At 64.1% G+C, this 24,264-nt stretch carries 18 protein-coding genes and 3 pseudogenes; 13 read left to right on the top strand and 8 right to left on the bottom strand.

The annotated features are described in order from the left end of the window. Positions 1-15: 15 nt before the first annotated feature. Positions 16-1,188 (bottom strand): ABC transporter substrate-binding protein, encoded by a 1,173-nt coding sequence (locus tag ACVWYI_RS29220; protein ID WP_456663862.1) that lies wholly within the window; start codon positions 1,186-1,188, stop codon positions 16-18. Between the two features lie 249 nt (positions 1,189-1,437). Between ACVWYI_RS29220 and ACVWYI_RS29215 the strand changes: the two genes are divergently transcribed. From ACVWYI_RS29215 to ACVWYI_RS29205, 3 genes are all read left to right on the top strand, one after another. Continuing rightward, positions 1,438-1,956 (top strand): MarR family winged helix-turn-helix transcriptional regulator, encoded by a 519-nt coding sequence (locus ACVWYI_RS29215; protein WP_247350722.1) that lies wholly within the window; start codon positions 1,438-1,440, stop codon positions 1,954-1,956. A gap of 148 nt (positions 1,957-2,104) precedes the next feature. Next, positions 2,105-3,796, top strand: a complete 1,692-nt coding sequence (locus tag ACVWYI_RS29210) for a benzoate-CoA ligase family protein (RefSeq protein ID WP_456663861.1) — start codon at positions 2,105-2,107, stop codon at positions 3,794-3,796. Positions 3,797-3,815: 19 nt separating this feature from the next. Then, positions 3,816-4,274: a RidA family protein gene (locus ACVWYI_RS29205; RefSeq protein ID WP_456663860.1), complete on the top strand. Its 459-nt coding sequence runs from the start codon at positions 3,816-3,818 to the stop codon at positions 4,272-4,274. Between the two features lie 36 nt (positions 4,275-4,310). Here the strand turns inward: ACVWYI_RS29205 and ACVWYI_RS29200 are convergent, their stop codons facing one another. Further along, positions 4,311-5,285, bottom strand: a complete 975-nt coding sequence (locus tag ACVWYI_RS29200) for a CHAD domain-containing protein (protein WP_456663859.1) — start codon at positions 5,283-5,285, stop codon at positions 4,311-4,313. Positions 5,286-5,310: 25 nt separating this feature from the next. After that, a complete protein-coding gene (locus ACVWYI_RS29195) occupies positions 5,311-6,849 on the bottom strand; it encodes a bifunctional aminoglycoside phosphotransferase/ATP-binding protein (protein ID WP_456663858.1) in 1,539 nt (512 codons plus the stop codon). 188 nt (positions 6,850-7,037) lie between these two features. Here ACVWYI_RS29195 and ACVWYI_RS29190 point away from each other — a divergent pair, with 188 nt between their 5' ends. The 4 genes and pseudogenes from ACVWYI_RS29190 (at position 7,038) to ACVWYI_RS29175 (ending at position 11,817) form a co-directional block, all read left to right on the top strand. Further along, a complete protein-coding gene (locus ACVWYI_RS29190) occupies positions 7,038-7,877 on the top strand; it encodes a universal stress protein (protein WP_456663857.1) in 840 nt (279 codons plus the stop codon). Between the two features lie 68 nt (positions 7,878-7,945). After that, the gene (locus tag ACVWYI_RS29185; RefSeq protein ID WP_456663856.1) at positions 7,946-10,639 is read left to right on the top strand and encodes a bifunctional acetate--CoA ligase family protein/GNAT family N-acetyltransferase; all 2,694 of its coding nucleotides are present in this window, start codon (positions 7,946-7,948) and stop codon (positions 10,637-10,639) included. Next, positions 10,638-10,789 (top strand): annotated as a pseudogene (locus tag ACVWYI_RS29180) (Crp/Fnr family transcriptional regulator); the annotation flags it as partial. The gene ACVWYI_RS29185 and the pseudogene ACVWYI_RS29180, both read left to right, overlap by 2 nt. 299 nt (positions 10,790-11,088) lie before the next feature. Beyond that, on the top strand, positions 11,089-11,817 hold the full coding sequence (locus ACVWYI_RS29175; RefSeq protein ID WP_456663855.1) for a Crp/Fnr family transcriptional regulator: 729 nt from the start codon (positions 11,089-11,091) through the stop codon (positions 11,815-11,817). Here the strand turns inward: ACVWYI_RS29175 and ACVWYI_RS29170 are convergent. Further along, positions 11,814-12,590 (bottom strand): cyclase family protein, encoded by a 777-nt coding sequence (locus ACVWYI_RS29170; protein WP_456663854.1) that lies wholly within the window; start codon positions 12,588-12,590, stop codon positions 11,814-11,816. The genes ACVWYI_RS29175 and ACVWYI_RS29170 overlap by 4 nt on opposite strands. A 323-nt stretch (positions 12,591-12,913) precedes the next feature. On the opposite strand from ACVWYI_RS29170, the gene ACVWYI_RS29165 reads away from it, so the two are divergent. The 4 genes from ACVWYI_RS29165 to ACVWYI_RS29150 are packed head-to-tail and all read left to right on the top strand — an operon-like array spanning position 12,914 to position 16,606. After that, complete coding sequence (locus ACVWYI_RS29165; RefSeq protein WP_247350733.1) at positions 12,914-13,885, top strand: TRAP transporter substrate-binding protein; 972 nt, start codon at positions 12,914-12,916, stop codon at positions 13,883-13,885. 59 nt (positions 13,886-13,944) lie between these two features. Beyond that, positions 13,945-14,493, top strand: coding sequence for a TRAP transporter small permease (locus tag ACVWYI_RS29160; protein WP_247443767.1), 549 nt, complete (start codon positions 13,945-13,947; stop codon positions 14,491-14,493). Further along, positions 14,484-15,776, top strand: coding sequence for a TRAP transporter large permease (locus ACVWYI_RS29155; protein WP_247350737.1), 1,293 nt, complete (start codon positions 14,484-14,486; stop codon positions 15,774-15,776). Before ACVWYI_RS29160 ends, ACVWYI_RS29155 begins: the two co-directional genes overlap by 10 nt. 23 nt (positions 15,777-15,799) lie before the next feature. Next, positions 15,800-16,606: an SDR family NAD(P)-dependent oxidoreductase gene (locus ACVWYI_RS29150; protein WP_247350739.1), complete on the top strand. Its 807-nt coding sequence runs from the start codon at positions 15,800-15,802 to the stop codon at positions 16,604-16,606. Positions 16,607-16,615: 9 nt separating this feature from the next. On the opposite strand, the pseudogene ACVWYI_RS29145 reads toward ACVWYI_RS29150, so the two are convergent. The 4 genes and pseudogenes from ACVWYI_RS29145 to ACVWYI_RS29130 all read right to left on the bottom strand — a co-directional run bounded on the left by ACVWYI_RS29145 (position 16,616) and on the right by ACVWYI_RS29130 (position 20,887). Next, positions 16,616-17,315: pseudogene (locus tag ACVWYI_RS29145) on the bottom strand (molybdate ABC transporter substrate-binding protein). Further along, positions 17,312-19,448 (bottom strand): annotated as a pseudogene (locus tag ACVWYI_RS29140) (molybdopterin cofactor-binding domain-containing protein). The pseudogenes ACVWYI_RS29145 and ACVWYI_RS29140 overlap by 4 nt, the downstream one beginning before the upstream one ends. Beyond that, positions 19,445-19,915, bottom strand: coding sequence for a (2Fe-2S)-binding protein (locus tag ACVWYI_RS29135; protein WP_456663853.1), 471 nt, complete (start codon positions 19,913-19,915; stop codon positions 19,445-19,447). The pseudogene ACVWYI_RS29140 and the gene ACVWYI_RS29135 overlap by 4 nt, the downstream one beginning before the upstream one ends. Before the next feature lie 15 nt (positions 19,916-19,930). Continuing rightward, on the bottom strand, positions 19,931-20,887 hold the full coding sequence (locus ACVWYI_RS29130; RefSeq protein ID WP_456664587.1) for a tripartite tricarboxylate transporter substrate binding protein: 957 nt from the start codon (positions 20,885-20,887) through the stop codon (positions 19,931-19,933). A gap of 252 nt (positions 20,888-21,139) precedes the next feature. Between ACVWYI_RS29130 and ACVWYI_RS29125 the strand changes: the two genes are divergently transcribed. Both ACVWYI_RS29125 and ACVWYI_RS29120 read left to right on the top strand, forming a co-directional pair. Next, positions 21,140-23,230, top strand: coding sequence for a molybdopterin-dependent oxidoreductase (locus tag ACVWYI_RS29125; RefSeq protein WP_456663852.1), 2,091 nt, complete (start codon positions 21,140-21,142; stop codon positions 23,228-23,230). Positions 23,231-23,365: 135 nt separating this feature from the next. Then, complete coding sequence (locus ACVWYI_RS29120) at positions 23,366-24,148, top strand: enoyl-CoA hydratase/isomerase family protein (protein WP_456663851.1); 783 nt, start codon at positions 23,366-23,368, stop codon at positions 24,146-24,148. The last annotated feature ends 116 nt before the right edge of the window (positions 24,149-24,264 follow it).

Here is a 24,264-nt window from a genome sequence, read left to right as displayed (position 1 = left end):
ATAACGCGATGCGGCTTAGTTCGCCGCCTTGCAGTCCTTGGCGTAACGGTCGCCGTAATTCTCAAAAACCTTCTGGACGATCTCGGTCTGGAACTTGCCGTCCGCGCGCTTGGCGACCTTGGTCAGGTAGAAATCCTGGATTGGATAGCCGTTGGTGTTGAACTTGAAGGCGCCGCGCAGTGAGGTGAAGTCGGCCTTTTTCAGCGCGGCCCCAACTGCATCCTTGTTCGAGAGATCTCCCTTCACGGCTTTGACGGCGCTGTCGATCAGCATCGCAGCATCGTACGCCTGGAAGGCGTAGGTGCCTGGCACGCTGTAGTAGGCGGCCTCGTAGGCGGCAACGAACTTCTTGCTCTGGGGATTGTCGAGATTTGGAGCCCAGTTCGCGCCGCCGAACATGCCGACCGCGGCGTCCTGCTGCGCCGGCAAGGTCGATTCATCCACCGTGAAAGCCGAGAGCACCGGAATGCTGTCGGCGAGGCCTGCCTGCTTGTATTGCTTGACGAGATTGACGCCGAGGCCGCCCGGCATGAACGTGAAAAGAGCATCGGGCTTCTGCGATGAAATCTTGGAAAGCTCCGGCTGGAAGTCCAGCGTGTTGAGCGGCATGTAGGATTCCTCGACGATCTCACCCTTGTAGTCGAGCTTGAAGCCGGCGACCGAGTCCTTGCCGGCCTGATAGTTCGGCACCATCAGATACATGCGCTTGTAGCCGCGATCCTGCGCGACCTTGCCGAGGATCTCGTGCACCTGATCGTTCTGGTACGAGGTTACATAAAAGAACGGATTGCAGTCCTTGCCGGCAAAAGTAGATGGGCCGGCGTTGGGGCTGATCAGGAAGGTTTTCGATTCGGTGACGGGCCGGTGGATCGCCTGGAGGATGTTGGAAAAGATCGGGCCGACCACGAAGTCGACCTTGTCGCGTTCCAGAAGGCCCTTGACCTTGGTGACCGCTGCGTCCGGCTTCAATTCGTCGTCGACCACGATGACCTCGACATCGCGGCCGCCCATCTTGCCGCCGAGATCCTTCATCCCGAGCGCAAAGCCGTCGCGAACCTGTTGGCCGAGCGCGGCAGCAGGCCCCGAGAGGGTCACGATTACACCCAGCTTGATCTTCTCCTGGGCGAGGGAAGGGCTCGCGGTGCCAAGCAGCAACGCGGCTGCGGCCAAGGTCATCTGCGTCTTCATGATCAGTCCCCCGTGACGACGGTCTTGCGCTGCAAGCCGCTACTTCAATCCAAGTTTAGGCCGATGATTGCTGCCGCGGCAAGCGAGCTCAAGGCGTCGTCATGCTGCGCGCCGCCGCGCATGCAAGCGGCGCGCCAATTATTTGAAGCCTAAAGAAATCAGCGTGCGGTCGATTGTTGCGGCTTTAGGCTTGCAGCCGGCTTCGATTTATTTGAAGCTCAAAACGTTGGGGAATCCGTGCCCGCGCCAATGCCGGCCGTGAGTGACTGCATCAACATGCTCGATTCCGAGACCAAGGCCGTCGAAACTCCGGAGGATCACGCCGAAGAGCTTCGGCTATGGCTGCGGCTCTTGACCTGCACGACCCTGATCGAGGGCGAGGTCCGTGGCCGGTTGCGGCAGCGCTTCGACGTCACATTGCCCCGTTTCGACCTGATGGCGCAGCTCGACAAGGCGCCTGACGGCATGACGCTGTCCGACGTCTCCAAGCGCATGATGGTGTCGAACGGCAACGTGACCGGCCTCGTCGAACGCCTCGTGGAATCCGGTCATCTCGACCGCCGCACTTCCGAGACGGACCGCCGCGTTCAGGTGATCCGCCTCACGAAACTCGGTCGCGGCGAGTTTCGCAAAATGGCCGCGGAACACGAGACCTGGATCGCCGATTTGTTCGCCGATCTGACGCCGAAGGATGTACGCGAATTGATGCGGCTCCTTGCCAAGACCAAGGCATCGGCGCAGAAATCAGCCGGTCGTCGCCGGACCTAGGTCCGCGGGCTGACGCCCCACTAATCCCATTTTGCCGCCGGAAAAGGCACAGGATGCCCAAAATCCGCTATTGCACCAAATTGTTTTAAGCATAAAATGTTTTCAAGTTAGTGCTGCCGGGTGCTTTCCATGCCGAAAGGAGCGTGCGATGGCCAACGCCGCCAAGGTTCAAGTCTCGGGCTCGCATGACGGCAACGCCGCAACGGCCCATGTCGATGCGTTCGCACGGCAGCATCTGCCGCCGCGAGAGTTTTTGCCCGAATTCATTTTCTCGCGTCCCGAGCTGCAATATCCGCCCCGCTTGAACAGCGTCAGCTATTTCCTCGACCGCTGGGTCGAGCAGGGACATGGCGACGCCCCTTGCGTCATCAGCCCCGCTGGCAGCTACACCTATCGCGAGTTGCAAGAGCTCGTGAACCGCATCGCCAATGTACTGGTCGGCAGGCTTGGTCTTGTGACCGGCGAACGCGTGCTGCTGCGCTCGGCCAACAATCCGATGATGGTTGCGACCTACCTCGCGGTGATCAAGGCTGGCGGCATCGTCGTCGCGACCATGCCATTGCTCCGCGCCAAGGAGCTGTCCTATCCGATCCAGAAGGCGGAGATCACACTGGCGCTCTGCGATGGAAAACTCGCCGAGGAAATGGAGAAGGCGAAAGCCGCAGCACCCGGCCTCAGGCACGTGGTCTATTGGGGCAACGGCGCCGGCGACTCGCTCGAGGCGCTGATGGCGGAGGCGAGCCCGGAGTTCAGAGCTGTCGATACTGCCTCCGACGACATCTGCCTGATCGCCTTCACGTCGGGCACGACCGGCGATCCCAAAGGCACCATGCATTTCCACCGCGACATGCTGGCGGTCTGCGATGGTTATGCGCGCAACATCTTGCGTGCGGAGCAGAAGGATCGCTTCGTCGGCTCGGCACCGCTCGCCTTCACGTTTGGCTTCGGTGGCGTGCTGTTTCCGATGCACATCGGCGCCTCCTTCGTCGTTCTGGAGAAGACGGCGCCCGACGACATTCTGAACGCCATCGAGCAGCACAAGACCACGGTCTGCTTCACCGCGCCGACCGCGTACCGGGCGATGATCGGCAAGCTCTCGGGCCGCGACATTTCCTCGCTCCGCAAATGCGTGTCCGCCGGCGAGACGCTGCCCAAGCCGACATTCGACGCCTGGCTGAAGGCGACCGGCATCAAGCTGATGGACGGCATCGGTTCGACCGAGCTGCTGCACATCTTCATCAGCGCTACCGAGGACGAGATCCGCCCGGGTGCGACGGGTAAGCCCGTGCCGGGTTATGAAGCCAAGATCGTCGACGATTCCGGCAATGATTTACCGCCCGGCACGATAGGACAGCTCGCGGTACGCGGGCCGACCGGCTGCCGCTATCTCGCCGACGAGCGGCAGCGCAAATACGTCCAGAACGGCTGGAACATCACGGGCGACACCTACCTGATGGATAGCGACGGCTATTTCTGGTACCAGTCGCGCTCGGACGACATGATCGTGTCGGCCGGCTACAACATCGCAGGCACGGACGTCGAGGCGGCGCTGCTCACGCATCCCTCCGTCGTCGAGTGCGGGGTCGTCGGTGCGCCGGACGAGGCGCGCGGCATGATCGTGAAGGCCTATGTCATTGCCGCGCCTGGCGTGACGCCCGACGCTCAGCTGGTCACCGCGTTGCAGGAGCATGTCAAGCGCGAGATCGCGCCATACAAATATCCGCGCGCGATCGAGTTCGTGACGCAGCTACCGAAGACCGAGACTGGCAAGTTAAAACGCTTCGCCCTGCGGCAACTGGCGCAAGCCGCAGTGACGACCTCTGGCGTCGCGGCGGAATGAGAAGGATAGAGAATTGTCCGTGACGACGCCGAAAGGCCCGCACCTCGCGGTGCTGCCGACAGCAGCCGAGGACGAAACCCGCTCCAAGGCGCAGGTACTTCAGCCGTCTGGTTGGCCGGTACCGAAAGGCTATGCCAACGGCATGGCCGCCGAGGGACGCATCGTCGTCACTGGCGGCGTGATCGGCTGGGATGCCGAGGAACGTCTCGCGGAGGGTTTTGTCGCGCAGGTGCGCCAAACCCTGGGCAACATCGCCGCGATCCTTGCTGAGGCCGGTGCGCAGCCCGAGCATTTGGTTCGGCTGACCTGGTACGTCGTCGACATGGACGAGTACCTGACGAACCTCAAAGAGCTCGGCAAGGCCTACCGCACCATCTTCGGCGCGCACTATCCGGCGATGGCGCTGGTTCAGGTGGTCCGCCTCGTCGAGAAGGCGGCGCGCGTCGAAATCGAGGCCACCGCCGTCATTCCGCGCTGAGCCGTGCCCGGTTTCAGCTCGCCTTGGCGAGATCACCTAATCCTCAGGCTCCGCATTCGGCGCAATGTCGGCGGAGCGGAACGGCTTGGCCTTGTCCAGTTTCCGGTAGGCGTCCGAGGCGGTCCGCAACAGCTTCTTTTCCCGCTTGCGGCTGAGGAAGCGAATGCCCGCCTCTGGGACGACCTCGTTCAATGACGCGGCCAAGGTCTGCCCTCGCGCATCGTCGTTCAACTGTCCCAGCGACTTTTGCGCCTTGCGCAATTGCTTGAGGATCGACTTCTGCTTCGTCAACGAGTCGTCGGCGAACAGGTCCTCCAGCGACTCGATCGAATAGGTCAGCCGCTTGTTGAGAAGCCGCAGCCTGTGCCGTTCCTCGACGTTGAGCTTGCGGAGCTTGCGCGCCTTCTTGAGCAGCGTCGTTTCCCACTCCGTGAGTTGCGCCGTCGCGTGGTCGGCAAGCGAGCAGCGGCGCAACCGGATGGCCTCCTTGCTGCGCCGGGTCGACCAGGGGCCGCTCTCGATCCAGCTAGAGGTCTGCTCGACGAGACGGCGATATCGCGCGGATTGCAGCGCACGCGCCAGCAGACGATGGCTCTCGGCGCGCTTCTCGTCCCAGTGCTGAAGTTCGGCAATCACGGTCAACTCGCCGCCGCTCTCGGCGATGACCCGCTCGATCGCCACGTCGAGGTCCCGCACCATGCCGAGTTGGCTGTTCAGCCATTTCAGTTCGGTCCAGACCTGCGGGCGCAGGGCGTCATCCACCATCGGCGAGAAGAAGCGGATGGCGGTGCGTAGATGCGTCAGTGCGATTCGGATCTGGTGCAGCGCCTCTGGATCGCCGCGGCAGGTGCCGTCATGCTGGGCAAGAACGGCGTCGAGGTGACGGCGGGCAATGATCCGGAAGGCCGTATCGCAGACCATGCCGGGGCTGAGCCGGCCGGGCAGGGCGTTGCGCTTCGCCGCAGGCTTGGCGCGCGCGGCCGCCGTCGAACTCGTGCTGGGTCGCGCCATCCTTACCCGCGTCAAACAGATTGCCTTATCTGCAGATTGCCTTACTTGCGGCGATCGCGTCCCGGCAGTTCTGGAGCGTCTGCTCTTGCGTCCCGGATGCATCGATGGTCGCCCAACCGACATGGCCGATATTATAGTGCTCTTGCAGCGCGGCAACCTCTTGCGTGGCGTCGGATGCGTCGCCCCGGCGGCCTCCGATCCGCGCCTGCCGGGTCGCGAGGTCCGCAACCAAAAATAGGCCGCTCAGCGGCACGTTGCGCTCGCGTGCCAGTGCGGCGACCACGTCTCGTTCGTCCTCGCGGGCGAATACGCTGTCGATGATCGCCGAATGGCCTTGCGCCAGCACCCGCCGGGCGTGCTGAGCCAACATGTCGTAAACGCGGGCTGTAACCTCCGGCGTGTATGCGGATGCCGGCAGCTTGTGGGTCTCCTCGACCCCGAACATCTGCTTGCGGACGACGTCGCTGCGCAGAACGACGGCCCCCGGCTGCGGCGTAACCACCGGCGCGAGCGCACGTGCCAAAATCGTCTTGCCGGTGCCTGACAGTCCGCCGACCGCGATCAGCCGGGGAGCGGGAGGGTGGATCAGCGCCCGGGCGAGGCCAAAATAGCGCCGTGCGTCGTCCACGATGCCGGGATTACTAGAATGTGACGGCTTCAGCCGTGCCCGGGCCACCTGGGCGCGGATCGCCGCCCGGACGGACATGAACAGCGGCAATGCGGAGAGCGCGTCGAGATTTTCGGGCGGCGTCGCGGCGAGATAACGGTTCAGCACGATGTTGGCGGCGTATCGTTGATCATGGCGCAGCAGGTCCATCAGCGTGAATGCGAGATCGTAGAGCACGTCAATGGTTGCGATCTGGGCGTCAAACTCGATGGCGTCGAACAGCACCGGCTTTTTGTCGATCGACACGATGTTCGCAAGATGCAGGTCGCCGTGGCAGCGGCGCACGAAGCCCTGACGGCCGCGCTCTATGAGCAGCGGCCGGAGGCCCCTGAACATCGCGAGCGAGGCTGTACCGAGCCGTGCAATCTCTCCGGCTTCGAAGCCGGTCCGCAGGCCATTGCTGTTGCCGTCGATCAGGCCGGGGATGGAGGAAACCCATGCCTCGCGGTCGGCGGGGATCGCCGCGGCATGCGAAGCTACGATGGCGTCGGCGACAGCCGAGGCAAAATTAGCATCCAGCGGACCGGCCTTGGCCAGATGGTCCAGCGTCCGGCTCTCGTCGAAGCGCGACATCTCGACCGCATACTCGATCGGCCGGCCGGGGCCGTCGACCTTCACCGATCCGTCGGGCTCTTCCGTGATCGCCACGACCCGATGATAGATCTGCGGCGCCTGCGGCCGGTTGATCCTGAGCTCCTCCTCGCACGCCGCCTTGCGCTTCTCGAGAGTCGAATAATCGAGGAACGGAAACTGCACGGCGCGCTTGATTTTCAGTGCGCGCCTGCCTTCGAGAAAAACCGAAGCTGCGTGCGTATCGATCCGCCTCACGCCTGGATGCGCGGCAGAATCGGTGAGCGCCGCAAAGATCCGGTCCTGGGTCGCAGAATCCTCTGTCATTCCAGTTGACACTTCCACATGCATCGAAAGGCAGTCCACCTCGCGACAGGTTAACCCTTAGGAGGAGATCGCGGCCAGTCCTTGGCCTCGGTCAACGCCTGTCCAGGCTGGCGGAGTTCCCCGGGCTTGAGGAGGATCAAGCGTCCCGACGAAGCCGAGCCTAATCTGGCGGCCAAAGGAGAATCCCGATGCCCATCAAGGACGTCTTTCTGCCGCTCGTCGGCCAGCCGCGCGAGCCGGCCCTTGCTGCGATCGAGAAATGCGTTGCCGTTGCCGCCGACCTCGGCGCCAGGATCACCGCTCTGGCACTCGAAGACGATGTTTTCGTGCGGCCGAAGGTGATGCTGCCAGACGATTCCGATGCCGCCGAGGCAAAAGGGTTGCGCGAAGCCGGCGACATGCGGCAGCTCCTGAATGCGTTCAGCCATGCGACCTCCCGCGCCAACATTCGCGCTCAAAGCCGATCGGCCAAGGTGCCGGCAGACCAGATCGCGTCAATCCTGGCCGAGCACGCGCGTTTCAGCGATCTCACGCTGGTCCCCGTGAAGCCGCACGACAGCCGAACCGAGCACATCATCGAGACGCTCCTGTTCGAATCCGGGCGGCCAGTGCTGCTCTGCCCGGAGCAGCATGTGAACGAGCTGCGACCGGAATTCGAGAACGTCATGATCGCCTGGGATCACTCCGCGCGTGCGGCGCGAGCGGTCGGCGACGCGCTGACTATCCTTCAGGCAGTTGCCTCGGTCCGCGTGGTGACCGTGGCGGACGACAAGTCCGACCGGATCGTGCAATCCGGGACGGCTCTGGTCGACCACTTGAGGGAACACGGGGTCTACGCCTCGTTCGAAACCACGACGGGCAGCGGCAGCTCGATCGGCAAGGTGCTGGGAAGTTGGGCGAATTCCCATGCCATCGATGCGATCGTGATGGGTGCTTACCATCATTCGCGCCTGAACGAGATCGTTTGGGGCGGTGTGACAAAGACCGTCATTGGCGAGCCACCGTGCTGGGTTATGATCTCGTACTAGACGGTAGCCAGTTCATTGGCCTGATCGTCAACCATCGGAACCGCCACCGACCGGGCGCATTTGCTTTCATGTCAACTTATCGTCTGAAGAACCTGCTGTCGCCGCGTTCCGTTGCGCTCGTCGGTGCGAGCGCCCGCCCGGTCTCCGTTGGACGCGCCATTCTGGAGAATATTCAGAAGGCTGAATTCACGGGGCAGTTCGGCCTCGTCAATCCGCGACATGCCGAGATCGGCGGCGTCGCGGCGGTGGGCAGCCTCGACAAACTGCCGTTCGTGCCTGAGCTCGTGGTCATCACCGCGCCGGCGCGCGCGGTTCCCGACATTATCGATCAAGCCGGCCGGCGCGGCTCGGCGGGCGCGCTGATCGTCTCGGCCGGGCTCGGTCACGAACCGGGCTCCCTGCACGAGGCCGCAATCGCGGCGGCCCGCAAATACGGCATGCGGCTGATCGGGCCGAACTGCCTCGGCATCATGATGCCCGGCGTGAGCCTCAATGCGAGTTTTGCCGCGCACATGCCGGGGGCGGGAAATCTCGCGCTGATTTCGCAATCGGGTGCCATCGCGGCCGGCATGGTCGATTGGGCCGCGCAGCGCGGCGTCGGCTTCTCCGGCATCGTCTCGATCGGCGATCAGATCGACGTCGATATTGCCGATCTGCTCGACCATTTCGCGATGGATCACAAGACTCGTGCGATCCTGCTCTATATCGAGGCCATCAAGGACGCGCGCAAGTTCATGTCGGCAGCGCGCGCCGCGGCGCGCGTGAAGCCGGTCGTCGTGGTCAAATCCGGCCGCATGGCGCAGGGCGCGAGGGCGGCCGCCACCCACACCGGTGCGCTCGCGGGCGCCGACGCGGTCCATGACGCGGCGTTCCGCCGCGCGGGCGTCCTGCGGGTCTCCGATCTGCGCGAGCTGTTCGATTGCGCCGAGACGCTCGGCCGCGTTGAATCCCCGGCCGGAAAGCGCCTCGCCATCCTGACCAATGGCGGCGGGATCGGCGTCCTCGCCATTGACCGATTGGTCGAGCTCGGCGGCATTCCGGCGGCCATCTCGGCGGACGCCCGCAAGAAGCTCGATGACGCGCTGCCGCCGACCTGGTCCGGCGCTAATCCCGTCGACATCGTCGGCGACGCCGATGCGTCGCGCTATGCGGCGGCGCTGGAGGTGCTGCTCGCCGATTCCGGCAATGACGCTGTCCTGGTCCTCAATGTGCAGACCGCGATCGCCTCGGCTGCCGATATCGCAACGATGGTGACCGAACGCGTCAAGGCATATCGCCAGAAGCACCGCAGTTGGGCCAAGCCCGTGCTCGCCTCATGGATCGGAGCAGACCAGAACATCATCGAAACACTGTCTGGCGCCGGCATTCCGAACTATCCGACCGAAGACGACGCGGTACGCGGCTTCATGTACCTCGTGAGGCATCGCGAAGTCGTGGAGGAGCTGAGCCAGGTTCCTCCGGCGATGCCCGATACGTTCGTGCCTGACGCCCAGGCTGCCAGGCAGATTGTTACGTCTGCGATCGCCGACGGTCGCGAATGGCTCGAACCCGTCGAGATCAAGCTTCTGCTGGAGGCTTATGACATCGCAATGGTTCCGACCTATGCCGCCACTGATGTCGAGCAGGCGGTAGCCCACGCGAAAGTCATCTTCGCGCAAGGCGCCACCGTCGTGCTGAAAATCATGTCGCGCGACATCGTCCACAAATCCGATGTTGGCGGCGTCGTGCTCAATCTGACCGTGCCCGAGGCGGTGCGCACCGCTGCCACCGACATTATCGCTCGGGCAAGGAAGCTGCGTCCCGAAGCTCGCATCGAGGGCGTCATCGTGCAGGCGATGGTCGTCAAGGCGAAGGCGCGCGAGCTGATCCTGGGCCTGGCCGACGATCCCACCTTCGGCACCGTCGTTGTCTTCGGCCGCGGCGGGATCGCGGTCGAGATCATCAACGACAGGGCGCTTGCGCTGCCGCCGCTCGATCTGCAACTGGCCCGCGACCTGATCGACCGCACGCGCGTGTCACGGCTGCTTCGCGCTTACCGGGACGTGCCGGCGGTGAAGCCCGACGCCGTCGCCATGGTCCTGGTCAAGCTGGCGCAGATGGCCGCCGACATTCCCGAGATCCGCGAATTCGACATCAATCCGCTGCTCGCAGATGAAACCGGCATCACCGCGGTCGATGCCCGCGTCGCGGTCGGGCCGCCGCAACGGAAGTTTGCCGGCTCAGGTCCTGCCAACTTCGCCGTTCGGGCCTATCCGTCGCAATGGGAACGCCGCCTCGAGCTCAAGGACGGCTGGCGCATCTTCGTGCGGCCCTTGCGTCCCGAAGACGAGCCGACCATCCACGAATTCCTGCGTCACGTCACGGCGCACGACCTTCGCCTGCGTTTCTTCGCGCCGATGAAGGAGTTCACCCACGAGTTCATCGCGCGCCTGACCCAGCTCGACTATGCGCGCGCGATGGCATTTATCGCATTCGGCGAGGCGACCGGCGAGATGGTCGGCGTGGTCCGGCTCCATTCGGACTCGATCTACGAGAGCGGCGAATACGCGATCCTGCTGCGGTCCGATCTCAAGGGCAGGGGGCTGGGCTGGGCGCTGATGCAACTGATCATCGACTACGCGAAGTCGGAAGGGCTCAAAGCGATCTCCGGTGATGTTCTCAGGGAGAACACCACGATGCTTGAGATGTGTCGCCAGCTCGGCTTCGAGGTGAGGCCGGATCCCGCCGAGCCCGATATTTGCGACGTCAGGCTGAAACTCTGAGCATCTCGGACGCCCCGTCCATTTTGCCTCCGGCGAGACGTGTTCTCCGAGGAGGACATCACAGCCTCGTTCTCCAATCTCCTCGAGGGCGTCATGCGGCTGTACAAGCTGCTGCCCGACGGCCGGCGTCGAGGCTCTGGCCGCGGCCTGACCTTCTGTCCACAACGCTCTCGCCGACTCTCGCGAGATCATCGTCTGATCTGGCGCGCCAAATCCGCGATGCTCACCCGGGCCAGCTCCGGGCGTTCGGCAGCGTCTCAACGCAATAAGAATTGCGTTACCTGCAACTCTGCATCTATCAAATGCATCGGCGCATCCTTCGGATGCCGACTTGGGGCCCGACCGCCGCATTTTCGCGGCATTTGCCGCGCGTGCTTTCTGGTTGAAAAGCCTGATAACGTTGACTACGCAGGAACTTCAGTGCCTTGCAGTCTTAGGAGCCCCGCGGCGTGCCTCAGGACAAGACCGGCGACCCGCGACAGTCGGCGGGCAACAAACTATCGGTCCTGCGCAAGCACCCGATCTTCGCGGATCTGGAGCCGGACGCGCTTGATCAGCTCTGCCGCTACGCCAAGCACACCATGGTGAAGCGCGGTGCGACGATCGCCGCCAAGGGCGATCCGGGAAACAATTTGTTCGCGGTGATCGCCGGGACAGTGAAGATTTCCTCTTCGTCGCCTGATGGGCGGAATGCCATTCTCAACCTGATCGGTCCTGGAGAAATCTTTGGCGAGATCGCCGTGCTCGACGGCGCGCCAAGGTCGGCCGACGCGACCGCCAACACCAACTGCGAGCTCTACATCATCGACCGCCGGGACTTCCTGCCGTTCGTGAAGAGCCAGCCGGCGCTGGCGATGAAATTCATCGAGCTGCTCTGCGCGCGTCTGCGCTGGACCAGTCAGCAGGTCGAGCAGGTGATCCTGCAAAATCTACCGGGTCGGCTCGCGAGCGCGCTGCTCGGTCTCACTGAGGAGCGCAAGCTCGACTCCGGCAGCGGCACGCTCACCATCACGCAGCAGGAGATCAGCGAGATGGTGGGGATGACGCGCGAGAGCATCAACAAGCAATTGCGCGTCTGGGCAGGTCGCAACTGGGTTCGCCTCGAGCACGGCGCCATCGTCGTGCGCGACATTGATGCCTTGCGCGAACTCGCCGAGAGCGGCCTCGACGGTAACTAGCTGTCGATGATCGCGACTGCGCGGGTCCAGCCTGCGGAGGCACGCTCGATCTTCACCGGAAAGCATGACACCGTGAACCCGGTCGAGGGCAGCTGGTCGAGATTGTGCAGCTTCTCGAGATGGCAATAGCCGATGTGCCGTCCCGCCTTGTGGCCTTCCCAGATCAGGCCGGCATCTTTTGTTTCCGCATATTTCTGCGCGGTATAGACGAATGGCGCGTCCCAGCTCCATCCGTCGGTGCCGGTCAGCCGCACGCCGCGTTCGAGCAGATACATGGTGGCCTCATAGCCCATGCCACAACCGGAGTTGACGTAGTCGGCGCGGCCGAATTTGGCGCCGGCGCTGGTGTTGACGACGACGATCTCCAGCGGCGATAGCGTGTGCCCGATCCGCCTCAACTCCTTCTCGACGTCGTCGGCGCTCGCTACGTAGCCGTCGGGCAGATGCCGGAAGTCGAGCTTCACGCCGGGCTGAAAGCACCATTCCAGCGGCACCTCGTCGATCGTCCACGACCGCTCGCCGCGGTTCATGGTCGGATGGAAGTGCCAGGGCGCATCGAGATGCGTGCCGTTATGGGTCGACAGCGAGACTTGCTCGACGGCCCAGCCCTGGCCGTCCGGCAGGTCTTGCGCCTTGAGGCCGTCGAAGAACTGCAGCATCCGCGGCAGGCCCTGCTGGTGATCGATATACTGGATCGTCGGGTGATTGCCCGGGGGATCGGCCGTCACGTCGTTTCTGAGCGGCACGGAGATGTCGATCAGCTTCCGCGGCATGAGCGTTCCTCGGGACGGTCCGTTTTGTTTCGGAGCATCTTGGAGGGGCCGCACCGGGGGCGTCAAGCGACGCGCGTGAACGTTTCCCGCGGCAGACGGCCAGATGGTTTCGGAAAAAACTGACTATTCCCAGATTGCCTCTCCGAACCCGCTTGATCCATCGATGCAACTCTAGCATTGATCGATGCCGGATTTGGCTTGGACTCAGAATGCCGCCCGCCCTACGGACGACAATGGCGCTTGACTTCACACCTGAAGTGGAGCGACCCAAGGCGGCCCACAGCATCTGCCCAACGATATAATCACCTCAGGAGGAAGCCCAGATGAAGACACTCACCGGCATCATTGCGGCCGCTCTGCTCGCGGTCTCGGCCCCCTTGGCGACCGCACGCGATTTCCGTTCCGCCGACATCCATCCCGCTGATTATCCGACCGTCGAGGCCGTCAAGTTCATGGGCAAGCAGCTCGCGACGGCGAGCGGCGGCAAGCTTGGTGTGAAGGTGTTTCCCAACGGAGCCCTGGGCTCCGAGAAGGACACCATCGAGCAGCTCAAGATCGGCGCACTCGACATGATGCGGATCAACGCATCGCCCTTGAACAACTTCGTGCCGGAAACCATCGCGTTGTGCCTGCCCTTCATCTTCCGGGACACGCAGCACATGCGCACGGTCCTTGACGGGCCGATCGGCGACGAGATCCTGGCGGCTATGGCGCCCGCAGGCCTGATCGGCCTCGCCTATTATGACAGCGGCGCCCGGTCCATCTACACCGTCAAGGCACCGATCAAGTCGCTCGCCGACCTCAAGGGACTGAAGATTCGCGTCCAGCAATCCGACCTGTGGGTCGGCATGATCCAGAGCCTCGGGGCCAACCCGACGCCGATGCCGTATGGCGAGGTCTATACCGCGCTCAAGACGGGTCTGGTGGACGCTGCCGAGAACAACTGGCCCTCTTACGAATCCTCGCGCCATTTCGAGGCCGCCAAGTTCTACAACGTCACCGAGCACTCCCTGGCGCCCGAAGTTCTCGTGATGTCCAAGACGGTCTGGGACACGCTGAGCAAGGAAGATCAGGCGATGGTCCGCAAGGCCGCCAAGGAATCGGTGCCCGTCATGCGCAAGCTCTGGGACGAGCGTGAGCAGGCGTCCCGCAAGACGGTCGAGGCGGCCGGCGTTCAGGTCGTGACGATCGCCAACAAGGCGGAATTCGTCGATGCGATGAAGCCGGTGTACGACAAGTTCGCCGGCGACGAGAAGCTGAAGGGCCTCGTCAAGCGGATCCAGGACACGAAGTAAGACCATAGCGTCGGTCCGGCGTCGCCGCATGGCGACACCGGACCCCGCAAGGAGAGCTGATGACAGACCCTCACGTCGCAAGCCACGAGCAGGAAGTCGCCGGACGACCGTCGACCGGCTTGCTGTCGCGGATCAACGCCGTCGTCGCTCGGCTGGGCATGTATGTGTCTGTGACCGGACTGCTCGTTATCGTCACCATCGTGTTCTACCAGGTGTTCGGACGATACGTGCTGAATTCCAGCCCGACCTGGACGGAGAACCTTGCGCTGGTTCTGATCCTGTATGTCACGCTGATCGGCGCCGCTGTCGGCGTACGCGATGCCGGACACATCGGAATGGACAGCTTGCTGGTGATGCTTCCAGATCAAGTGCGTGAGAAGATCGAACTCGTGATCCACGTCCTGGTGGCCGTGTTCGGCATTGCGATGGCCTACAACGGCTGGATCCTCGGGGCGTCGGTCGGAACGGTGAAGATCCCCAATCTCGGCCTGCCGGAGGTCATCCGCTACGTGCCGCTGATCGCCTCCGGCGTTTTGATCGTTTCCTTTTCAATCGAGCACATCATTGCTCTCCTGCGCGGCGAAGAGGTCGTCCCCTCATGGAATTGATCATTCTCGGCGCCACTTTCTTCGGCTTTCTCGTCATCGGTGTACCCGTTGCCTTCGCGATCGGTCTCTCGGCGATTTGCACCATCCTCTACGAAGGCCTGCCGGTCGCCGTCATCTTCCAGCAGATGATGTCGGGGATGAACATCTTCTCCTTCCTCGCCATCCCGTTCTTCGTCTTCAGCGGTGAGCTGATGCTGCATGGCGGCGTCGCCGACAAAATCGTGCAGCTCGCCAAGAATCTCGTCGGGCACATCCGCGGCGGGCTCGGCATGTCGAACGTGGTCGCCTGCACGCTGTTCGGCGGCGTCTCCGGTTCGCCCGTGGCCGACGTGTCGGCAATGGGGGCCGTGATGATCCCCATGATGAAAAAGGAAGGCTTCGACACCGACTACGCCGTCAACGTCACCACCCATGCCTCGCTGGTCGGAGCGCTGATGCCGACCAGTCACAACATGATCATCTATGCGCTCGCCGCCGGCGGCAAGGTATCGATCGGCGCGCTGATCGCCGCCGGCCTGCTGCCGGCGCTCGTGCTGATGGTGTGCATGCTGGCCGCCGCTTACGGGGTCGCGGTGAAGCGAGGCTATCCGGCCGGCAAGTTCCCGGGCTGGCCCGCGGTTTTTCGCTCGTTTGCGGCCGCTCTGCCTGGCCTTCTGATCGTCGGCATCATCCTCTCAGGCATCCTGTCGGGCGTGTTCACGGCAACCGAATCCGCGGCCGTCGCGGTCACCTACACGATCCTGCTGACGTTCTTCATCTATCGTACCATGACCTTGCCGAACTTCCTGCGCGCCGCGGCCAAGGCGGTGAAGACGACGGGCGTGGTGCTGCTGCTGATCGGCGTCTCCACCATGTTCCAGTATCTGATGGGACTATACGAGGTGGCCGACTTCGCCGGCGACATGATGAGCAAGGTCTCGACGCAGCCCTGGGTCATCTTCCTGCTCATCAACGTCATCCTGTTCGTGCTCGGCACGTTCATGGACATGGCCGCGACCATCCTGATCTGCACGCCGATCTTCCTGCCGATCGCGATGAAGGCGGGCATGGATCCGGTGCAGTTCGGCATGCTGATGCTGATCAACTGCGCCCTGGGACTGAACACCCCGCCGGTCGGAACGACGCAGTTCGTGGGCTGCGCCATCGGCGGCATCTCGGTGGGCGCGGTGATGCGCACCATCCTGCCGTTCTACGCCGCCCTGATCGCAGCTCTGATGTTCGTGACCTACGTCCCCGCCTTCTCGCTGTGGCTGCCGCGCCTGCTGATGGGCTACAAGGGATAGCAGCAACACAGGAGAATTCGTTCGTGACTGACTATCGCAAGCTCTTCGATCTCACCGGCAAGACCGCCGTGGTGCTCGGCGCCGCATCGGGCATCGGCAAATCGTCAGCCGAGGCGCTGGCCGGGCTCGGCGCCCGTGTCGTCTGCGCCGATCGCGCGCTTGATGCCGCCGAAGCGACCGCCGCCGGCATTCGCGACAAGGGCGGCTGGGCCGAGGCGGCTGCGTGTGACGCCGCGAGCGCTGCGGACGTCAATGCGCTGGCTAAAACCGTGATGCAGAAATTTCCGCGGCTCGACATTGCGGTGACGACGCCCGGGCTCAACATCCGCAAGACCATCCTCGACTACACCGAGGAGGATCTCGACCGCGTCCTCAACCTCAACATCAAAGGCACGGTCTGGTTCTTCCAGGCGTTCGGCCGCATCATGGTCGAGCAGAAGGGCGGCAGCATCATCGCCTGCTCCTCGGTGCGCGCGGTGACCATCGAGCCGGGCCTCGGCGTCTACGGCTCGACCAAGGCGGCCATCGGCCTGCTGGTGAAGGGGTTTGCCTCCGAGGTCGGACGCTCCGGCGTGCGCGTCAATGCGATCGCGCCGAGCATCGCCGAGACCGCGCTGACCGGGCCGTTCAAGCAGCGGCCCGACATCTACAATCTGTATGCCGGCCACACCGTGTTCAACCGCTGGAGCAGCGCCGACGAGGTCGCGACCGCCGTCGCCTATCTCGCCTCGGACGCCGCAAGCTATGTCAGCGGCAGCACGCTGTTCGTCGACGGCGGCTGGACCGCGGTCGACGGGCCGCCGACCGGCCTCACCCAGCTGCACAAATAGGGCGGTTGTCTAGCCGGTGAAGCCTGCACGCTGGCGCAGCTCCTTGTGATCTGCGCCGGTCAGCAGCGCGATCAGCGCGGCCGCTTCTTGCGGATGCGCGGCCCGCGTGGTCACGCCGGCCGTGTACATCGTCACGAGCTCGCAGCCCGGCGGCAGCGCCCCCTGATAGCGCGATGCCGTCGGCCGCGATGATCTCGGTCGCCTGGGTGCAGCCGATCGGACGCGTCGCAGTCGACGACGCAAGCTCCCGCATCGCGGTCGCGCCGTTGGGAAAGATCTTGAGGCGCGAAGCAACCTCGTAGGCGATGCCGAGCTGATCCAGGACTTTTGCGACCTGCTGTCCCGCGGTCGAGGCTCTGGTATCCGGGACGTAGATTGCGTCGGCGCTGCGCAGCACCTCGCGCAAATCGGCCTCGGTCTTCACCGTCACCTTGGGATCGCGGCTGCGGACCGCCAGCGCGGTCTCGACCCGTCCGACATCTGCGATGGAGGAGGGGATGACGAACTTCCCCACCGCGAGCTTTGCAAGCAGCGCCTGCGTCAGGATGACGAGATCGGCCGCCGTCCCCGCGCGCAGCTTGTCGGCCATGATGCCGACCGCGCCGAACTCGCCGTCGATACCGAGGCCGGTCTGCGCCTTGAAAGGCTCGCTGAGGCCGCGTACCAGGCCTTGCGCCGCACCTCCGCTCAAAATGTTCACTGACGTCACGATGCTAGCTCCATGGCTGCAATGATCTTGTCGCGCGTGATCGGAAGGTCGCGCACGCGCACGCCGAGGCAATCGTAGACCGCATTCGCGATCGCCGCCGTCACCGGCCCGTGGGCGGCCTCGCCGGCGCCGACCGGCTCGATCTCCGGCCGCTGGATGATCTCGACATCCACCGCCGGCACCTCGCTGAAGGTCAGGATCGGATAGTCGGTCCATGACGTCGATGTGATGCGCGTCCGGTCGAAGCGGACGCGTTCCTTCAGCGCCCAGCTTGTCGCCTGGATCGCGCCACCCTCGATCTGGTTGATGACACCGTCCGGATTGACGGCCTCGCCGACATCGACCGCAAGCGTCAGCCGCTTGACGCGGATGTCATCAGTGCCTTCGATCTCGGCAATCGCGGCGCAATAGGCCCCTGTGTTCTTGTAGCGGGCGAAGCCGACGCCGTGGCCCCGTGCCGGACTGCTTCTGCGGTTTCCACTGCGCGCGTCGTGCCGCGGCGCGGATGACGTCCTTCGCCCGCTCGTCGCGCAGACGACGCAAGCGGAACGCGATCGGGTCCTCGCCGCGCAGGGCGGCGATCTCGTCCAGCAGGGACTCGATGGCGAACACATTGCCGTGTCCGCCGAGTGTCCGCAGCGCCGAGGTCCGCACCGGCATGGTCAGCAGCCGGTGGCTCGTGACCGTCCAGGCCGGGAGGTCGTAGAGCGGAATGGAGTTCCGATCGCCGCCGCCGCCGTTGGCAGCGGGCGGGTTGGTCGAGATCATGCGCGGGCAGGGGTTCGCAATCTCGGTCGCGGCAAGCAGCGCGGGCTGGGCTGCGCGCCCCGGTCGCGCCGCGTGGCCGTTGCTCCAGATCGCATGGCGCCAACCGACGATCTCGTTGTCCACGTCGAGATCAGCCTCGACCTCGATCGTCATCGCTGCGCCAAACGGCGGGTGGGCCATCTCGTCGTGGCGCGACCACTGCACCCGCACCGGACGGCCGCCCGCCGCTTTCGCCAGCAGCACGGCATCGAGCGCGACGTCGTCGGCGGCATTGTGCCCGTAGCAGCCGGCGCCCTCCATGTGCTCGACGACGATATTTTCGGCCGGCAGCTTGAGCACGATCGCGAGATCGGCGCGCAGCAGGTAAACGCCCTGGCTGTGCGTCCAAACGTGGACACGATCGTCGCCGGCCCATTGTGCCATGGCGCAGGAAGGCGCGATCGAGGCATGCGCGATGTAGGGGCGGGTGTATTGCCGGCGGAGAGTCCGAGTGGGCTTGCCTGTCGTTGCCGCTATCCTGGTGTCGATGAGATCAGTCTCGACCGGCTGGCTCTTCAGGAAGCCCGCCAGATCATTTTCATCGGGCAACGGTTCGCCGGCCGACCATGTCGCGCCCTTGCGCAAGGCTTTCAGCGCGGCTTCCGCCGCTGCCTCGCTCTCCGCAACCACGCCGGCAAAGCCGCCGTCGCGGACGATCGCGACGGGGCCGGAAACGGCGCGCGCGGCCGCTTCGTCCAGCGCGATCAAATTGGCGCCCGAGACGTGCGGCCGCAACACGCGTCCGTGCACCAGGTCCGGCAGCGCATGGTCATGGATGAAGCGCGGCCGTGCGAACACCTTGTCGGGATTATCGACGCGCTGGACCGAATGTCCGGCGATAGCGCGTTTGGCGAAGTTCTTCGTTGTCACGCCCGCATTGGCGTCGTGGTCGAGCAAGACGTCACCGGCAAGCTCCCAATAGCTGGTCCTGACATTGCCGGGGCCCGAGATCGTGCCGTCATCGATCTCGAGCAGCGACGCATCGACACCGAGACGTTCCGATGCCGCGACGAGGAAGCGCTGGCGCACCTCGGCGCAGGCGTGGCGCAGCGCGCGGCCGGACTGCTGGATTGAGAGGCTGCCCGAGGTGACGCCCTCGTTCGGGCTGGTCGCTGTGGAGGCACGGATCATCTCGATCCTGATGATATCGACGTCGAGCTCGTCGGCGGCGATCTGCGCCAGCGCCGTGACGATGCCTTGGCCGATCTCGACCTTGCCGGGCGAGATCGCGATACGGCCTTCGCCGATGAGCCTCACCCAGGAGGACAGCTTTGGATTGGCCGCAAGGCTGACCGGCAGTGTCGGGACAGGGGACGCCGTACTCATGATGCCGCCATCTGCGACGCCGCCCGCAGTACGGCGCGGACCATGCGATTGTGCGATCCGCAGCGGCACAGATGGTGATCCAGCGCCGCTTTGACCTCCGCCTCCGTCGGCGACGGATTGCGCCTCAGCAACGCCGCCGCGCTGATCAGGATCCCGGAGACGCAATAGCCGCATTGCATCGCCTGTTCGGCGATAAAGGCACGTTGCAGCGGGTGCGGTTGCTCTGCCGTGCCGAGGCCCTCGACCGTGACGATGTCCTTGTCCGCGACCGACCACATCGGCAAGTCGCAGGAGGCCATCGCGCGGTCGCCGACCATGACATAGCAGGCGCCGCACTCGCCGGCTCCGCAACCGAAATGCGGACTGGTGACGCCGAGCCGGCCGCGCAGCACATCGAGTAGCGTCCGATCGGGAGCGGCATCCACGGACGTGGCCGCGCCGTTGAGCTGGAATTGAATGGTAGGCATTGTCGCTCTACAGCCTCAGGACTTGTCGAACTTCTTGACGACGTCGGCCCATTTTTCGATGTCGCCGCGCAGGAATTTCTCAAATTCGTCCGGCGTCATCGACATGGGCACAGCGCCCTGCTCGGTCCAGAGCTTTATGATGTCGGGGCGCTTCACCATCGCGTTCACGGCGGCATTGAGCTTGTCGATAACAGGTTTTGGCGTGCCGGCGGGAGCCATCAGGCCGAGCCAGATCGTGGCTTCAGAGCCTGCTACGCCCGCCTCGATCGCCGTCGGTACGTTTGGCAGCACCGCTGAGCGCTGCTTGCCAGTGGTCGCGAGCGCGCGGACCTGGTTCTCGCCGATATTAGGCGCCATCGCCGGCACCGCGTCGATCATCATCTGCACCTGCCCGCCGATCACGCCGCTGCGCGCCTCGCCGCTGTTGCGGTAGGGGACGTGCACGAGGTCGATGCCGGCCATGGCTTTGAACAGCTCCCCGGCCATGTGATAGGGCGTGCCCTGGCCGGAGGACGCGTAGTTCAATTTGCCCGGCTGCGACTTGGCGAGCGCGACGAACTCCAGCAGTGTCTTCGCTGCGACTTGCGGGTTCACCACCATGACGAGATCGGAATAGTTCACCGGCGCGATCGGCGCGAGGTCACGCATCAGTTCATATTTGCGTTTATCCGGTGTCAGCAGGGATTCGTTTGCGGTCTGGGTGTTGGACATCATCAACAGCGTGTAGCCGTCGGCCGGCGACTTCGCCGCTTCGACCGTGCCGATGACGCCGCCCGCGCCGGTTCGGTTCTCGATCACGAAGGGCTGGCCGAAACTCTCCTGGAGCGCATTGCCGATCAGCCGGGCCGCGACATCGGCCGGCCCGCCGGCGCCGAAGGGCACGACGATCCGAACCGCGTGGTTGGGATAGTCTTGCGCCAGGGACGGGGCTGCAGCGAAGGCGCTGAGCAGGCCGGCGGCCAGCGCCAGCATCAATTGTCGGGCCGTCACACCCACCTCCCTGATATCGTTCTTGTTGGCCGGCACTGTAGCGGCAGGGGAGGCGGACTGTCGACGCCTCACAAAGCCGACGGTGCCGGGAATATCGGGCGGTTTGCGGTGTGGCGGTGCCGCTCTTCGCGGTCGCAGCAGGAACCGGCGGCGCACGCGGCCTGAGCAAATCGCATGGGCGTTGCCGGATAAATACCCTCGGCTGACAGGTATTTTGGTGTTACCAAATTGGTCATGAACCAGCACGCCAAGATCGAAATCCGCCATTCGACCTGTCCGCATGATTGCCCGTCGGCCTGTGCCCTCGATATCGAGGTGGTCGAGGGACGCAGCATCGGCCGCGTCCGCGGTTCGAAAAAGCAGACCTATACGGCCGGCGTGGTCTGCGCCAAGGTTGCCCGTTATGCCGAGCGCATCCATCACCCCGAGCGGCTGATGTATCCAATGCGCCGCACCGGGCCGAAGGGTTCCGGCCAATTCGCGCGGATCAGCTGGGACGAGGCGCTCGACGAGATCGGGCGTCGCTTCAATCAGGCCGAGCGCGAGTTCGGTGCAGAATCGATCTGGCCCTATTATTACGCCGGCACGATGGGGCTGGTGATGCGCGACGGCCTCAATCGCCTCACGCATGTGAAGAAATATTCGCGCTTCTATCAGACCATCTGCGCCAATGTCGGGCGTATCGGGTTCGCGATCGGCACCGGCAAGATCGCCGGCGTCGATCCGCGCGAGATGGCACTCTCCGACCTCGTCGTGATCTGGGGCACCAATCCCGTCAACACGCAGGTCAACGTGATGACGCACGCGGCACGTGCGCGGAAGGAGCGCGGCGCCAAGATCGCGGCGGTCGACATCTACGACAACGAAACCATGAAGCAGGCCGACATCAAGATCATCCTGCGGCCCGGCACCGATGGTGCCTTCGCCTGCGGCGTGATGCATGTCCTGTTCCGTGACGGCTATGCCGACCGCGCCTATATGGACAAGTACACCGATTGCCCTGACGAACTCGAGGCGCATCTGAAGACGCGCACGCCGGAATGGGCGTCCGCGATCTCAGGCGTGCCGGTGGCGGAGATCGAGGCCTTTGCCAAATTGGTCGGCGAAACCAAGCGCACCTTCTTCCGGCTTGGCTACGGCTTCACCCGCTCGCGCAACGGCGCGGCGCAGATGCATGCCGCGAACTGCATTCCCGCGGTGACCGGCGCCTGGCAATATGAAGGCGGCGGCGCCTTCTTCAACAATTACGCGCTGTGGCACTTCAACGAATCCATCATCGAAGGCCACGACGCCATCGACCAGACCATCCGAGCGCTCGACCAGTCGCAGATCGGCCGCATCCTTACGGGTGATGCCGAGGCCCTGCACGGCAAGGGTCCGATCAAGGCGATGCTGATCCAGAACACCAATCCAATGACGGTGGCGCCGGAGCAGGCACTGGTGCGCCAGGGCTTTGCGCGCGAGGATCTGTTCGTCGCGGTGCACGAGCAGTTCATGACCGAGACGACTGAGATGGCCGACATCGTGCTGCCGGCGACGATGTTCATGGAGCACGACGATCTCTATTACGGCGGCGGCCACCAGCACATCTCGGTCGGGCCGAAGCTGATCGATCCGCCCGGCGAATGCCGTTCCAACCATGAGGTCCTGCAGGCGTTGGCGCCGCGGCTCGGCGCCAGGCATCCGGGGTTCGAGCTGACGCCGCGTGAATTGATCGACGCGACGCTGAAGCTCAGCGACCACGGCGACATTGCCGGCCTTGAAGCCGATCTCTGGCGTGACCTGCAACCGGACTTCCGCACCTCGCATTATCTCGACGGCTTCGCCCATGCCGACAGGAAATTCCACTTCAAAGCCGATTGGGCGCATCCGCCGTTCGGCCAGACGATGGGGGACTTCGACAAGATGCCGTCGCTGCCGGACCATTGGGCGGTGATCGAGCACTCCGATCGGGCCCATCCGTTCCGGCTTGCCACCAGCCCGTCGCGCAGCTTCCTCAACACCACCTTCAACGAGACGCCGTCCTCGCAGGCGCGCGAGGGCAAAGCGAGCGTGATGATCCATCCCCTGGATGCGGCCGCGCTCGACATCGCCGACGGTGACGCCGTGACGCTCGGCAACACCCGCGGCGAGACCACGCTGATTGCCACTCTGTTCGAGGGCGTGCGCCGTGGTGTGCTGATCGCGGAGTCCGTTCATCCCAACAAGAACCATATCGGTAACCGCGGCATCAACATGTTGACGGGCGCGGACACCATCGCGCCGATCGGCGGAGCCGCTTTCCACGACAACAAGGTCTGGATCAGGAAAGCGGTCGCGGCCTGAGCGCTCGCGCTTCGTTCGCCTTTCAAGTTTGTGTCGAGGCGCTAAAGCGGCGGCTCGCCGCAGATTGCCCTTGCACCTTCCGCCCGTGCTGCCGCAAATGGCTGCAAAACGGGAACTAGAGGAAGCGAGTGCGCCATGACCGACACCACAGCCGTGATCACTGAGAAGCGCGGGCAGGCGCTCTGGATCACCATCAACCGGCCCGAGAAACGCAATGCGCTGAATGGCGAGGTCATCGCCGGAATCGCACGCGGCTATCGCGACGCGCATGAGGACAAGGATGTCCGCGTCATCGTGCTGACGGGTGCGGGCGAGAAGGCGTTCTGCGCCGGCGCGGATTTGCAGAACTCCGGCGCGGCTTTCGCGATGGATCATTCCAAACCAAATGTCGACTATGCCGATCTGCTGCGTTTGTCGCAGAACGCGACCAAGCCGGCGATTGCGCGCGTCGGCGGCGTCTGCATGGCCGGCGGCATGGGCCTGCTCTGCATGACCGACATGGCGGTCGGCGCCGATCACGTCATCTTCGGCCTGCCGGAGGTGAAGGTCGGCGTGTTTCCGATGCAAGTGTTGAGCCTGTTGCAGTCGATCGCGCCGCCGCGGCTCGTCAACGAATGGGCGCTGACTGGCGAGCCGTTCGACGCGAAGGCGGCGCAAGGAGCCGGCCTGCTCAATTATGTCGTGCCCACGGCCGAGCTGGATGCCAAGGTCGACTGGCTGATCGGCCGCATCGTCGACAAATCCCCGACCGCGATCCGCCGCGGCAAATACGCGATGCGCGCGATCGCCTCGATGTCGTTCGACGAGAGTATCGCCTACACCGAAAGCCAGATCGCGCTGCTCGCCATGACCGAGGACGCCAAGGAAGGGCTGAAAGCGTTCGGCGAAAAGCGCAAGCCGATTTGGACGGGGCGGTGAGGGCGCACCGCTCTCGTGTCCCGGACGCGCTGCAACGCTCTTGCGTTGCTGCGCAGAGCCGGGACCCAGAAGGCAGTTCGGTACAGCGCGGCGGGATAGGCCCCGGCTCTGCAGCG

This window comes from Bradyrhizobium sp. LB13.1 (assembly GCF_054056815.1).
This window is presented reverse-complemented; position numbering and strand designations above follow the sequence as displayed.